The following is a 13,971-nucleotide window of genomic DNA, read 5'->3' as shown; positions in this document are numbered from 1 at the left end:
GGGTGGGGTGGGGCAGACTGCGGCGGATGGACGCCGTTGTGTGGGTCACCGCAGCATCACTGGCCGCGTGGGTGTGGCTGCTGGTCGGACAGGGCTTCTTCTGGCGCACGGATCTGCGTCTGCCCCCGCGCACGGACCCTTCGGAGTGGCCCTCGGTGTGTGTCGTCGTCCCCGCGCGGGACGAGGCTGCCGTGCTTCCGGAGAGCCTGCCCTCGCTCCTCGCGCAGGACTATCCGGGGCGCGCCGAGATCTTCCTGATCGACGACGGCAGCACGGACGGCACCGGAACCCTGGCCGGGGAGCTGGCCCTGCGGCACGGCGGGCTGCCCCTCACGGTCGACTCGCCGGGCGAGCCGCCGGCGGGCTGGACCGGCAAGCTGTGGGCGGTGCGGCACGGTATCGGCCTGGCCCGCGCGTGTGACCCCGAATTCCTGCTCCTCACCGACGCCGACATCGCGCATGAGCCCGACAGCCTGAGGGAGCTGGTGGCCGCGGCCCGTACAGGCGGGTTCGACCTCGTCTCGCTGATGGCGCGGCTGCGCGTGGAGAGCGTGTGGGAGCGGCTCGTCGTCCCGGCCTTCGTGTACTTCTTCGCCCAGCTGTACCCGTTCCGCTGGATCGCGCGGAAGGGCTCGCGCACGGCGGCCGCGGCAGGCGGCTGCGTGCTGCTGAGCGCCGAAGCTGCCGACCGCGCCGCCATCCCCGGCTCGATCCGGCACGCCGTCATCGACGACGTCGCGCTCGCCCGGGCGGTGAAGGGCTCAGGGGGTCACATCTGGCTGGGCCTCGCCGACCGCGTCGACAGCGTGCGTCCCTACCCGCGGCTCGGCGACCTGTGGCGCATGGTGTCGCGCAGCGCCTACGCCCAGCTGCGGCACAACCCGCTGCTCCTCGCCGGGACCGTGGCCGGACTTGCGCTCGTCTACCTGGCGCCGCCGGTCGCGCTCGGCGCCGGACTCGCCACAGGCCATGGGCTCACCGCGCTGCTCGGCGGGCTCGCCTGGCTGCTGATGACGGCGACGTACGTCCCGATGCTGCGTTACTACGCGCAACCGCTGTGGCTGGCGCCTCTGTTGCCGGGTACCGCGTTCCTGTATCTCCTCATGACGGTCGACTCCGCCGTGCAGCACTACAGGGGGCGGGGTGCGGCCTGGAAGGGGCGTACGTACTCCAGGCCGGACCCCGCGCCGGAGGGGCAGTAGCCGACTGGGGCGGCTACTTTCTGCCGGGCGTCCAGTTCATGCCCCACCCGTAGGCGTAATCGACGGTGCGCTGCGGGCTCACGCCGCGCTCGGGCACGAGGTAGCGGGCCTCGCGCTGCACGGTCAGGTCGCTGCCCGTGTTGGTGATCAGCGCGAGCGCGCACACCGTCGACGGGACCGTGCACTCGTCCAGGGAGAAGTCGACGGCCGCGCCGAACTGGGGCTGGAGCGTGACGGTCGCGTGCAGGTCGGCGAAGCTGCGGGCGCCTTCGTAGATGGTGACGAAAATGAGGACGCGCCGCAGCTCGTTCTTGTGGTCGAGATTGATCGTCAGGTTCTCGCCGCTGGAGACGCCACCGGTGCGGTCGTCGCCGTCGAGGTGGATGTACGGCGGGCGGTTCAGGGCGCCGAAGGCGTTGCCCAATGCCTGGACGACACCCTTGCGGCCGTCGGTGAGTTCGTAGAGGGCGCACAGGTCCAGGTCGAGGTCCGCGTGCTGCGCGACGGCGCGGCCCAGCTTGCTGCCCCACCCCTTGAACTGCTTGCGCACATCCCAGTTGAGGTTCACGCGCATCGAGCCCGACGTGCCGCCCTGCTTGGCCAGGGAGACGGAAGGAGCCGCCTTGGTGAGCGTCACCTTGGTGAGGCGGACGGGCTGCTGAGGGGGTGCGGCCGGGGGCGGCGGCGCGGTGACGGGGGCCGCGACCGGCGGTGCGGGGGCGGGCGTGGGTGCGGGTGCGGGTGCGGGTGTCGGCGCGGGTGCAGGTGCGGGTGTCGGCGCGGGTGCGGGTGCAGGTGCGGGTGTCGGCGCGGGTGCGGGTGCAGGTGCGGGTGTCGGCGCGGGTGCGGGTGCAGGTGCGGGTGTCGGCGCGGGTGTCTGGGGTTCGTCGACCGTGATCCCGTAGTCGCCGGCGAGGCCCGCCAGACCGGTGCCGTACCCCTGGCCGACGGCGCGGAACTTCCAGGCGCCCTGGCGCCGGTAGAGCTCGCCGAGGACGAAGGCGGTCTCCACGCTCGCGTCGGCGCTGTCGTAGCGCGCGATCTCGGCACCGTCCGCCGCGTCGAGGACTCTGATGTACAGCCCGGGGACCTGCCCGAACGAGCCGCCGTCCGCCGACGCGGCGAGCACCACGTTCTCGATCGCGGGCTCCACGCGCGCGAGGTCGACCGAGATCGTGTCGGTCACCTGGCCGTCCGCGCTCCGCTTGCCCTCGTGACGTACGGCCCCCGAGGCGTGCGCCGGCTGGTTGTAAAAGACGAAGTCCGCGTCCGACCGGACCTTTCCGGCGACGAGCAACAGCGCGGAGGCGTCCGCGTCGGGCACCCCCGCGCCTGAACGCCACCCCAATTCGATCCGCACGGCCGGCGCCGGCACGACGACATTCGAACCCTTAGACATTGACATGTCCGCCCCCAACAGAGATCTCCGGCTTCCTGGTCAACCTATTCCCCACGACCGAAAGCGGCACAGGGGCACGCGTTCGATGATCACTGGCCAACCGCCGGTAACCCGCCAAGAACTCGCCTTTACACGATCCGAACGCTGAACGACGACCGATTTTGCCAAGTTCGCTCGCATTGGGGATCTCGAGTCACTGCCGACACGCAAAACAACCCTCTTATCGGTCTCCCCAACCAGCACATCGTGGGCTTAACTTATGTGCCATGACCTCCCCCCGCTCCACCTATGGCGGCGGTTACTACTCCGCGCCGTCCTTCCCGGACACTCCGATCTACGACTCCCTCGTCGCAGAGCGGGGCACACCCCAGATCGCCCCGATCCGGGTTCCTGCCATGTACGACACCGGCAGTCATCTGCCCGCGCTCCCGTCCGCGCTTCCCGCGCTGCCGGCCGCGCCCTCCGCACCCATGCCCCAGTACGGTTACGCGACCCCGCAGCAGGCGCCTCTCCAGCACGCGCCGGCGCCGTACATCCCGCAGCAGGCCTCCGGGCCCCGCGGCTACGCGGGCATGCAGCAGCCGCAACAACAGCAGCAGCAGCGTCCGGCGCCCGGCACCGGCTACGAGGCCATGCGCCCCGCGGCGCCCCGCCCTGCCGCGCCCTACGAGGATCCGTACAACCGTCAGCAGTACCGCGGTTATTGATCTCCCGGACATGGGGCTGTCCGTGCCTGCTGGCAGGATGGCCCCATGCCGAATGCCTCGCTTCGTTCGATCCACATACACCCACTGAAGTCGGTTCGGGGGCGCGCGCCGCGCGAGGCGGCCGTGGAACCGTGGGGTCTTGCAGGAGACCGCCGGTGGGTGCTCATCGACGCCTCGGGCAAGGTCGTCACCCAGCGCCAGCACCCGCGTCTCGCGCTCGCTTCGGCCGAGACCCCGGACGGCGACGGTCTGCGCATGTCGGCCCCCGGCCGCGCGCACCTGACCGTGCCGGTGCCCCGGCCCGCCGGGACGACCACGGTGAACATCTTCGGGGACAAGGTCGAAGCCGTGCTCGCCGACGACGCGGCGCACGCCTGGTGGAGCGCATATCTGAAGGCCGACGTGCGGCTCCTCCACCTCGACGATCCGGCGACGCGACGCCCCATCGACCCTGAGTACGCGAAACCCGGCGAGACGGTCAGCTTCGCCGACGGGTATCCGCTGCTGCTCACCACCCTGTCCTCCCTGGACGCCCTCAACTCCCTCATCGCGCAGGGTGATCACGCGGACGAGGGCCCGCTGCCCATGAACCGCTTCCGGCCGAACGTCGTGGTGGACGGCACCGCGCCCTGGGCGGAGGACGACTGGTCACGCATCGCCATCGGCGCCGTCACGTTCCGTATCACCAAGAAGTGCGGCCGCTGCGTGGTGACCACCACGAACCAGTCGACTTCGGAGCGTGGCAAGGAGCCGCTGCGGACGCTCGCCCGCCACCGCCGCTTCGGTGACCAGCTGTGTTTCGGGACGAACCTGGTCCCGGAGACAACCGGGACGGTCCGGATCGGTGACGCGATCACGATCCTGGCCTGACTCCTGGCCGCGCAGGGAACCCCGCGCCGGATCACGGTCGTTGGAGCACAATGGAAAGGCGGGGACAGGCGGAGAGCTTCGTCGAGTGGGGTGATTTCGCTCTCTCTTCGCCCCACCTGCGCGTGAGCCGTGCCGTTCACGGTTAAGACGGACGCGGAAGGGGGTGCTGGCTGTGCGGGCAATCGCCGGACTCTGGCGGTGGCGGCACAATCCGCTGCGCCGCGCGACCGACCTCGCCGAGGCCTGGGTCGCGCTGGTGGCGGCGCTGCTCATCGTCGTTATCGCACCGATCATCGGCGTCGCGACGGGATCCCTGGCACAGGGCGCCTTGATGCAGTCGGTCCAGGAACAGCACAAGAACCGCCGGGAAGTTCCCGCCACGGTCGTACGGAAGCTGGCCCAGCCGCCGCTGGACTCCGACCCCGAGACATCCACGGCGAGAGACGCGCACAGCAGGGTCGTCGCCGACTGGAAGGCGCCCGACGGCGCCCACCGCACGGGCCGCGTCCTGTCGAGCCTCCAGACCCCGCATCCGGGCGACCGGTTCACGCTGTGGGTCGACGGCACGGGTCAGGTCGTGGGCCGCCCGCTGGACAATGCGACGGCGACAACTCACGCCGCGCTGGCCGGATTCGGGACCGCGGCGGCCGCGGCGGGGCTCGTCGAGGGCGCCCGGCGCCTGATCGTATGGCGCATGGTCCGCCGCCGGTACGACCGTTGGGACCGCGCCTGGGACAAGGCGGGCCCGGACTGGGGCAGGACGGGGACCGGCAGCTGAGCGGCCTTCCGCTCCGGTCAACTCAGCGGCTGCACGCACGCTACGGTTGACCCACCTTCGCCGCGGGGATCGCAGCGAGGACCCGCGTACGACGAGGTGGGGGCACGACAAAGCCATGGCACAGGGCACGGTCCAGGTGACGCACACCGGCACGTCGCGGTGGCGGCGCCGCACTGGGGAGTACGCATCGCTCGCCGCGGCCCTGGAGGCCGCGGGTGACGGCGACGTGCTGACCGTGGCGTCGGGCACGTACAGAGAGAACCTCGTCGTGGAGCGCGCGGTGACGCTGCGTGGGCCGGAGGGCTCGCCCGGGTCCGTGCGGATCGCGCCGGTCGACGGGGTGCCTCTCACGGTGCGCGCGTCCGCGACCGTCCTCGATCTGCATGTCGAGGGGCAGGACTCGGCGGCCCCCGCGCTCCTGGTGGAGGAAGGCGCTCCCGAGCTCGGCGATCTGCGCATCGTCACGCGCTCCGCGGCCGGCATAGAGGTGCGGGGCGGCGCACGGCCCACCGTGCGCCGCTGCACCGTCGACAACCCCGGAGGGATCGGCATCGCCGTGCTCGACGGCGGGGGCGGTGTCTTCGAGGAGTGCGAGGTCGTCTCGGCGGGCCAGGCCGGCGTGGCCGTACGCGGCGGCGCGCACCCTCGGCTGGAGCGCTGCAAGGTGCATCACGCGTCGGGTTCCGGACTGTCCGTCACCGGCGAGCACAGCGGCCTGGAAGCCGTCGGCTGCGAGGTGTACGAGGTCAAGGGCACCGGCGTGCAGATCACGGGGCGCGCATCGGCGCACCTCACGGACTGCGATGTGCACCGCACCACGGCGGACGGCGTCACGCTCGACACGGACGCGGTGCTCACCCTCGCCGACTGCCGTATCCACGACGTCCCGGAGAACGCGATCGATCTGCGCTCCCGGTCGGTCCTGACGCTGACGCGCTCGACGGTGCGCCGGTTCGGGCGCAACGGCCTGTCCGTCTGGGACCCGGGCACGCGCGTGGACGCCAACCAGTGCGAGATCCACGACAGCACGGGCGACTACCCGGCCGTGTGGGTGAGCGACGGCGCGACCGTCGTGCTCGACGCGTGCCGGGTGCACGACGTGCCGGACGCGCTGTTCGTCCTGGACCGGGGCTCCCGCGTGGACGTCGTCGACAGCGATCTCTCCCAAGTCCGCAACACGGCCGTGTCGGTGAGCGACGGCGCCATGGCCCAGCTGGACGACTGCCGGATCCGGGAGGCCGCGACAGGTGCCTGGTTCCGTGATCACGGGAGCGGCGGCACCCTCGCCAACTGCACGGTGGACGCCGTCCAGACCGGCGTGATCGTCACCAAGGGCGCCGACCCGACGATCGAACGCTGCACGGTCACCTCCCCTGCCGAGGCGGGCTTCTATGTGTCGGCCGGGGGCCGGGGCAGCTTCCACGGCTGCCGCGTCACGGGCAGCGAGGGCTACGGCTTCCACATCATCGACGGCTGCCGTACGACTCTCAAGAAGTGCCGTACGGAACGGTGTTCGCGCGGGGGTTACGAATTCGCCGAGGACGGCCCCGTGGTCGAGGACTGCACCAGCGACGAGAGCGGCGGGGTGCGCTCCTCCGGGCAGGCCGCTGCCCCGGCGCCGGGCGTCCAGAAGGCCACGCAGACCGTGGGGCTGCTCAGCACGCTCCCCGACCAGCGTGCCGTGGCACCCGACACGGAGACCCCGGCCACGACCCGTACGTCGACGGATGTCCTCGGTGAACTCGACACCCTGGTGGGCCTGGAGAGCGTCAAACGCGAGGTGCGTGCCCTCACGGACATGATCGAGGTGGGCCGGCGCCGGCAGCAGGCGGGCCTCAAGGCGGCTTCCGTCAGGCGGCACTTGGTGTTCACGGGCTCCCCCGGCACCGGCAAGACGACCGTGGCACGCCTGTACGGGGAGATCCTCGCCTCACTGGGCGTCCTGGAGAAGGGCCATCTCGTCGAGGTGTCCCGGGTCGACCTGGTCGGCGAGCACATCGGCTCGACCGCCATCCGCACGCAGGAGGCCTTTCAACGGGCCACCGGGGGCGTGCTGTTCATCGACGAGGCGTACGCCCTGTCCCCCGAGGACTCCGGCCGTGACTTCGGGCGTGAGGCGATCGACACGCTGGTGAAGCTGATGGAGGACCAGCGCGACTCCGTCGTGGTGATCGTCGCGGGCTACACCTCCGAGATGGAGCGCTTCCTCTCCGTCAACCCCGGTGTGGCGTCCCGTTTCTCACGGACCATCACGTTCTCCGACTACCTGCCCGAAGAGTTGCTGCGGATCGTGGAGCAGCAGGCCGACGAGCACGAGTACCGGCTCGGCGAGGGCGCGTGCGAAGCCCTCCTGAAGTACTTCACGGCGCTCCCGAAGGGGCTCGCCTTCGGCAACGGCCGCACGGCGCGGCAGACCTTCGAGTCGATGGTGGAGCGCCACGCGGGCCGGGTCGCCCAGCTCGCCGATCCGAGCACGGACGACCTGACCCTGCTCTACGAGGACGACTTGCCCGAGCTGCCCTGAGGCGCGGCGGGCTCGCCGTCCGGGCGTTGCCCCGGGACGTCGGGCCGCAGCCTGGCGAGGAGGCGGGCCCGTTCCTCGGCGAAGACAGGGTCGGCCTGGTAGTCGGAGTGGCCCAGGATCGGTGCGGGCAGCGGGTGTTGCTCGGTGCGGCCGTAGGCGAGCGGGTCCTTCAGTGCCGGGTGGTCGACCTGGGGACCGTCCTCGCCGGGCAGCCGGACGGGTCCGCCGATCGGGTCGGTGGTGCGGTGCAGGTTGCGCCAGCAGTCGACCTGGCGGTGCAGGGCGCCGAGCGCGGCGGGACCGAAGTGGGCCGGGAACCAGCGCCCGTAGAGCCGCTCCAGAGGCGAGCCGTAGGTGAGCAGGGCGACGCGTCGGCGGACGGTGGGATGCAGCTGCCAGGCGGCCGCGGCGGCGAGGACGCTGCCCTGGGAGTGCCCCGACAGGACGAGGCGGCCGCCGGTGGCACGGGTCCAGGTGGCCATGCGCCAGGTCAGGTCGGGCACGGCACGCTCCGCGTAGCAGGGCGGCGCGAAGGGGTGCGCGGCGCGCGGCCAGAACGTGCCGACGTCCCACAGGATGCCGATCGTGCGGCGGGCCGACGCGTCACGGTAGGCGCGCCTTCCCCAGGTCACGAAGAGTATGAAGCCGAGTCCGATGAGCCAGGAGCCCATCGCCTGCGCGGTCTGCGCGGCGCCTTCCACGATGTCGTACGTGCCCTGTGCGGCCTGGCCCGGGACCTGGTGGGTCGCCCACGCGCCGATGAGCGCTCCCGCGCCGAGGAGGAGAGTCACCGTCGAGACCGCGCCGATGATCATGGGCGCCTGGTCGGTGAGGGCGGCACGCGCGCGCGTGCCCGCGATGCGGCTGGTGCGGGCGGCGTCCTCGGGCTCCCCCGGGTAGTCGGTCGCGACGGTGGCCGTCTCACGGCGCTTGAGCCGGATGGTGCGCTGGGCGAGCACGGCGCACACCACGGCGACGACGATCAGCAGGGGCGGGATCACGGAGGCCTGCCAGGACAGCAGGACGGGCGGTCCTTCGATGGTGCCGCCGGCTCCCGGCGTGCCGGAGCCGTCCAGCCAGTCGGCGACGCGCTGGGACACTCCCCCGGACATCACACCGCCCAGGGCGCAGGCGAGCATCGCGGTCGCGGGTCCGCCGAGGCCGCGCAGGGCCGCACGGGAGTCGCGGGCGCGGCGGTGGATGGCGTGGGCGACCACGGCGAGCGCCACGACCACCGCGCCCTGGACGAGGACGATCCCGCCGAACGTCGCGTCTCCGGGCAGGCGCCCGTGCGACCGCCACTCGGGGCGTGACCAGCCCGCGTACAGGAACGTGAGCAGCAGGAGGGCCAGGGCGGCCGCGGGCAGGAGGCGGACGACGGTCCGGTCGAGGGTGCGGTCGACGGTGTTCTCGCTGCGGCCCCTGCGGCACACCACCCAGACGACCATGCCGGTGCCCACGACGAGCGCGCCGTCGAGGACCCGGCCGAGCACGTCGAGGAGCACGGGGCCGCCGCTCCCGCGGTCGAAGCGGGCGGCCGAGGTGCCGACGGCGGCCGCCACCGTGAGCAGGCCCGCGGCGGTGTGCGCGGCGCGCAGCCGGGCGACGAGACGGCGTCCGTACCAGAACCCCGGCCTGGCGAGCGCGTTGGTCGGGGCCTCTTCCTCCGGGTCGGGCTGGTGGGGCAGCGGCTGCTGGGACTCGTACGCGCCCCAGGTGCGGTGGGAGAGGTACCAGAGGAGTCCGACGAGGGCGGCCGGGACCGCCGCAGCGAGGGCGAGGCGGCGGCCGGGCTGGCTCCACCAGCCGCCTTGTCCGTGCGCGTCGATCGACAGGAAGCCCAGCCAGGAGCGTCCTTCGGCGCACGCGTGCGTGCCGGCGCACTGCCAGGCCACCAGATCAAGGGCCACCTCGCAGGCGGCGGCGACCAGGAGGACGGTGAGGCTGAGCCCCACGAGGCGCACCAGAAGGCCGTAGGCGCGCACGGTCCGTGTGCGGCGGTGGGCGTTGGGGCGCATCCAGTGGGCGAGGTTGACGACCATGAACGGCAGGAGCAACAGCCATAAGGCGCGCGAGCCGTTGCCGGACGTGAGGTTGCACCAGACATACGCCTCCGGGACGGGCTTGCCCCGGTAGTCGTCGGGGCGTTCCTCCGCGTCGGCGTCGTCGGCGCGGCGGTACACCGCGGCCGTGTCGTCGCCGGAGACCCGGACCGTGCGCGGGTCGCCGAGCATCGCCTCGGGGGTGGTGCCCCCTACGCCGTGGACCAGAAGTTCGAGGGCGGTCTCGTCCGCCGTGTCACGCTCCACCGTTCAGCATCCCCCGATTGACGTGCGCGTGTGGTGCCGGAATCAGAATCCCCGCTCACGACCGCGCTACGCATCCCTCCTCACCGAATCTCCTCCATCCGTGCGACCGCGCGCCATACGGCGGGCGCGAGCGGGCAGTGGCACGGCTGTCGGCGGCCCGTGCGAGGATGTGGCGACCATGGACGGCTGTGACGAGGCGAAGGGATCCGACAGGACGTGAGCGAGAATCAGAACCTCCTCGCGGAGCAGCGCCGGGCCCTGATCCTCGACGAGGTCAGGCGCCGTGGCGGCGTCAGGGTCAACGAGCTCACTCGCAAGCTGGGCGTCTCCGACATGACGATCCGCCGTGATCTCGACGCGCTCGCCCGGCAGGGTGTCCTGGAGAAGGTGCACGGCGGCGCGGTCCCCGTGGTCGAGGCGAGCACGCACGAGCCGGGTTTCGAGGCGAAGTCGGGTCTGGAGCTCAGCGCCAAGGAGGACATCGCGCGGACCGCCGCGGCCCTGGCGGTGCCGGGCACGGCCATCGCGCTGTCCGGCGGCACCACGACGTACGCGCTGGCCCACCACCTCCTCGAAGTTCCGGACCTGACCGTGGTGACCAACTCGGTACGAGTGGCGGACGTGTTCCACGGCGCGCAGCGCTCGTCGGGACAGCGGCAGGGCGCGGCGACCGTCGTCCTCACGGGCGGTGTGCGAACGCCCTCGGACTCGCTGGTGGGGCCCGTCGCGGACCAGGCCATCGCGGCGCTCCACTTCGACGTGTTGTTCCTCGGTGTGCACGGCATATCACTGGAGGCCGGCCTGTCGACGCCGAACCTGGCGGAGGCGGAGACGAACCGGCGGCTCGTGCAGTCCGCGCGCCGGGTCGTCGTGGTCGCCGACCACACCAAGTGGGGGACGGTGGGCCTGAGTTCGTTCGCCTCGCTCGACCAGGTGGACACGCTCGTCACGGACGCGGGGCTGCCCGCGGACGCGCGCGCGGAGATCTCAGAGGAGCTGCGGCTCGTCATCGCGGGCGAGCCCGGAACAGGTACAGACATCTGACGGTTCGCCAGCTATGGTGACCCCTGCCCGGTCAACCGCCTGATTCCACTTGGGGGCTGAACGTCCATGGCACGCCGACTGAAGCCCGTGGGGCTTGAGTTCACCGAGTCCGCGCCGCTGCGCCTGGTCTTCGCCCGCGAGGTGTCCGCGCCTCCGCAGGCGGTGTTCCGGGCGCTCGCCGAGGACGTGACGGGCTGGCCCGAATGGTTCTCCGCCGTGACGCTCGCCCGCCCGACGGACGACGGCGCGGGGCGTGAGGTGCGGCTCAGGGGCGGTACGCGCATGCGGGAGACCATCCTCGCGGCCGACGCCGACGAGGTGTACGCGTACCGGGTGGACGAGACCAACGCGCCGGGGATACGCGCCCTGGTCGAGGAGTGGCGGCTCACGCCGTCGGGCACCGGTGGGACGCGGGTGCAGTGGACGTTCGCCGCGGACGGGGTCGCCGCGTTCCGGGTGGGCCTGCGCCTCGGCCGGGCCGGACTGGGCCGCGCGTTCCGTGATGCGGTGGCCGCGCTCGATCGCAGGATCGCGGCGAACTCCCGGGATTCCAGGGCGAGTTGATACCAGCCCGGGTCCTCAGTCGGCGCTCGGCCAGACTCCCGTCGCGAGCAGCGTCTCGATGGCCCGCGTGTACGGCGCGATGTCCAGGCCCTGGTGGGCCAGCCACTGGTCGGAGTAGTACTTGTCGAGGTAGCGGTCCCCCGGGTCGCACAGCAGCGTGACGACGCTGCCGGTCCTGCCCTCGGCCACCATCTCGGCGACGATCTTCAGCGCGCTCCACAGGCCCGTACCGGTCGAGCCGCCCGCCTTGCGGCCGATGGCCCCCTCCAGGGCGCGCACGGCGGCGACGCTCGCCGCGTCCGGCACCTTCATCATGCGGTCGATCGCGCCGGGCACGAAACTCGGCTCCATGCGGGGCCTGCCGATGCCCTCGATGCGGGAGCCGCAGTCGCAGGTGACGTCCGGGTCCCCGGTCGTCCAGCCCTCGAAGAAACAGGAGTTCTCCGGGTCCGCGACGCAGATGCGGGTGTCGTGCTGCATGTAGTGGACGTACCGGGCGATGGTCGCGGAGGTGCCTCCGGTGCCGGCGGTGGCGACGATCCAGGTGGGCTCCGGGTAGCGCTCCAGCTCCAGCTGCCGGTAGATCGACTCCGCGATGTTGTTGTTGCCGCGCCAGTCCGTGGCCCGTTCCGCGTACGTGAACTGGTCCATGTAGTGGCCGCCCGTGTCGACGGCGAGCGCCGCCGACTCCTCGTACATCGTGCGCGGGTCGTCGACGAAGTGGCACCGGCCGCCGTGGAATTCGATCAGGCGGATCTTCTCGGGGCTGGTGGTGCGCGGCATCACGGCGATGAAGGGCACCCCGATGAGCTTCGCGAAGTAGGCCTCGGAGACGGCGGTCGAGCCGCTGGACGCCTCGATGACGGGGCGGCCGGGCCGGATCCATCCGTTGCACAGGCCGTAGAGGAACAGCGAGCGGGCGAGCCGGTGCTTGAGGCTGCCCGTGATGTGCGTCGACTCGTCCTTCAGATAGAGGTCGATGCCCCATTCCTCGGGGAGCGGGAAACGCAGGAGGTGGGTGTCGGCCGACCGGTTGGCGTCGGCCTGCACCTTTCGTACGGCTTCTTTGAGCCAGCTTCGGTACGCGGCGTCCGTGTGGTCCACGTCCAGCGTGGCCACCGGGTCCGGCCCTTGGGGGGTCCCGGCTGACTGGTCCTGCTGAGGGGTGCTCACCGCATGGCTCCTTGGCGTCGTTCCGAGCGCCGGTCCGACGCCGTCCACACCCGGCCGTCGTCTTTACGACCGGTCGGACGCCCCGATCATAAACACCTTCCGCACGCTTCTCACCTGCATAAACACCCCTTTGAGCAACTCAAAGGAACGCCTGCCCCAGGACAGGAACAGGCGTGCGGAGGAACAAAGGCGTGAGTCGGCCCTTCCCTTGCCGGGCGCACCGCCTCACGCACTGGTGCGGACGCCTTCGTGCGGGCAGACTGCACCGCGGGGCCGGTGAGAGCTCACACCAAGGGGGCGGACGACATGGCGGAGCCGGAGTTCACGGCGACGGGTGTGCGCATAGGGCGGCTCCTTCGCTCGCTCACCCGGGCAGGCGAGGTCCGCATCAAAGGCGGCCGTCTCGAACTGCTCACCAGTTACGGCAGCGAGATCGACAGCGCGCCGCTCCAGGAAGTCCGTGCCGGCAAGGCCTGGTTCGCGCCCGGCGACCGGGCCCTCGCCGATGTCGGCGGCAGGCGCTACCTGCTGAAACTCGGCACCGATCATGAACCCGGCGACGCGGTGCCCCGTCTCGTCGGCGAGAACGGGCCGCCCACGACGCGTCGGTTCCTCGAGGCCGTGCGCAGGGCGCGCGGCCGGCTGACCTAGCCGGCCGCGTACTTGGGGGACGGCGTGCGCGAGTTGCAGGCTCGGACCCCCTGGGTCACTCTGGTCACACATCACTACTCAGGGTTTACCGGCGATAACGCTGCGAACCAGCCCGCCGGACACGCAGCAGGCGGGGCTCGGCTGTCAACGCGGCCCACTGCTGGATCGGTACTCCGCCTTCTTCCGGACCTTCAATTCGGGGAGTCGCAGCCGTGATCACCCACCCAAGCAGGCATTGCACGGTAGAGCTACAGGCCCTGCCGTCGCGGATCCGCCAGGTCCGCAGAATCGTATCGGCGCAGTTGCGCTACTGGCATCTGGACCCGCTGATAGACGAGGCGATGCTCGGCGTGACCGAGTTGCTGACCAACGTCCACCGGCACGCGGGTCCCGACAAGATGTGCACCGTCGAGATCGAGCTGCTGCTCGACCGCCTCACGGTGTCGGTGCACGACCACGACCCGCACCTGCCGCAACCGTGCGAGGTCGACCCGCTCGCGACCTGCGGCCGGGGCCTCGCCCTGGTCGCCGCGGTCAGCGAGAGCTGGGGCGTGCGGCCGCAGGGCGAGCACGGCAAGGTCGTGTGGTTCACGCTCCCCGCGCCGTCGGCGGCGATGCCGCCGACTCCCGAGTACCGGGTGGCGGACGCCTTCCCCGAGCTGGACTCCCCGGTGGACCGCCGCGCGGCCCGACATGCTCCCGCCCGGTCGGCCGTTGTCGGCTGACCGGGCGGTGACCACCCCCTCTTAC

Annotated in this window: 12 protein-coding genes; 9 read left to right on the top strand and 3 right to left on the bottom strand. The window is 71.6% G+C overall.

Features of this window, described 5'->3' with window-relative positions; translation table 11 throughout:
- Positions 1-26: 26 nt before the first annotated feature.
- A complete protein-coding gene (locus tag ACWFR4_RS40050; RefSeq protein WP_453458676.1) occupies positions 27-1,202 on the top strand; it encodes a glycosyltransferase in 1,176 nt (391 codons plus the stop codon).
- 13 nt (positions 1,203-1,215) lie between these two features.
- Here the strand turns inward: ACWFR4_RS40050 and ACWFR4_RS40045 are convergent, their stop codons facing one another.
- Entirely contained in the window at positions 1,216-2,601 is a 1,386-nt protein-coding gene (locus tag ACWFR4_RS40045; protein ID WP_453656551.1) for a TerD family protein, read from the bottom strand.
- Between the two features lie 266 nt (positions 2,602-2,867).
- Between ACWFR4_RS40045 and ACWFR4_RS40040 the strand changes: the two genes are divergently transcribed.
- The 4 genes from ACWFR4_RS40040 (at position 2,868) to ACWFR4_RS40025 (ending at position 7,480) form a co-directional block, all read left to right on the top strand.
- The gene (locus tag ACWFR4_RS40040; protein WP_100598554.1) at positions 2,868-3,308 is read left to right on the top strand and encodes a DUF6643 family protein; all 441 of its coding nucleotides are present in this window, start codon (positions 2,868-2,870) and stop codon (positions 3,306-3,308) included.
- 45 nt (positions 3,309-3,353) lie between these two features.
- A complete protein-coding gene (locus ACWFR4_RS40035; RefSeq protein ID WP_453656550.1) occupies positions 3,354-4,178 on the top strand; it encodes an MOSC domain-containing protein in 825 nt (274 codons plus the stop codon).
- A 172-nt stretch (positions 4,179-4,350) separates the two neighbouring features.
- A complete protein-coding gene (locus ACWFR4_RS40030) occupies positions 4,351-4,956 on the top strand; it encodes an Rv1733c family protein (protein WP_453656549.1) in 606 nt (201 codons plus the stop codon).
- 115 nt (positions 4,957-5,071) lie between these two features.
- Positions 5,072-7,480: a right-handed parallel beta-helix repeat-containing protein gene (locus tag ACWFR4_RS40025; protein ID WP_453656548.1), complete on the top strand. Its 2,409-nt coding sequence runs from the start codon at positions 5,072-5,074 to the stop codon at positions 7,478-7,480.
- Here the strand turns inward: ACWFR4_RS40025 and ACWFR4_RS40020 are convergent.
- On the bottom strand, positions 7,450-9,789 hold the full coding sequence (locus ACWFR4_RS40020) for a hypothetical protein (RefSeq protein ID WP_453656547.1): 2,340 nt from the start codon (positions 9,787-9,789) through the stop codon (positions 7,450-7,452). The genes ACWFR4_RS40025 and ACWFR4_RS40020 overlap by 31 nt on opposite strands.
- 216 nt (positions 9,790-10,005) lie before the next feature.
- On the opposite strand from ACWFR4_RS40020, the gene ACWFR4_RS40015 reads away from it, so the two are divergent.
- Together ACWFR4_RS40015 and ACWFR4_RS40010 are read left to right on the top strand one after the other, a co-directional pair.
- Positions 10,006-10,833: a DeoR/GlpR family DNA-binding transcription regulator gene (locus ACWFR4_RS40015; protein WP_453458691.1), complete on the top strand. Its 828-nt coding sequence runs from the start codon at positions 10,006-10,008 to the stop codon at positions 10,831-10,833.
- Between the two features lie 66 nt (positions 10,834-10,899).
- The gene (locus ACWFR4_RS40010; RefSeq protein WP_453656546.1) at positions 10,900-11,397 is read left to right on the top strand and encodes an SRPBCC family protein; all 498 of its coding nucleotides are present in this window, start codon (positions 10,900-10,902) and stop codon (positions 11,395-11,397) included.
- A gap of 15 nt (positions 11,398-11,412) precedes the next feature.
- Here the strand turns inward: ACWFR4_RS40010 and ACWFR4_RS40005 are convergent, their stop codons facing one another.
- Positions 11,413-12,570 carry a PLP-dependent cysteine synthase family protein gene (locus ACWFR4_RS40005; RefSeq protein WP_453656545.1) on the bottom strand — a complete coding sequence of 386 codons (1,158 nt, stop codon included), beginning with the start codon at positions 12,568-12,570 and terminating at the stop codon, positions 11,413-11,415.
- Between the two features lie 306 nt (positions 12,571-12,876).
- Here ACWFR4_RS40005 and ACWFR4_RS40000 point away from each other — a divergent pair, with 306 nt between their 5' ends.
- On the top strand, positions 12,877-13,221 hold the full coding sequence (locus ACWFR4_RS40000) for a hypothetical protein (RefSeq protein ID WP_453458699.1): 345 nt from the start codon (positions 12,877-12,879) through the stop codon (positions 13,219-13,221).
- A gap of 212 nt (positions 13,222-13,433) precedes the next feature.
- A complete protein-coding gene (locus ACWFR4_RS39995) occupies positions 13,434-13,946 on the top strand; it encodes an ATP-binding protein (protein WP_453656544.1) in 513 nt (170 codons plus the stop codon).
- The last annotated feature ends 25 nt before the right edge of the window (positions 13,947-13,971 follow it).

The sequence above is a fragment of the Streptomyces sp. NPDC055140 genome, assembly GCF_053607285.1.
This window is presented reverse-complemented; position numbering and strand designations above follow the sequence as displayed.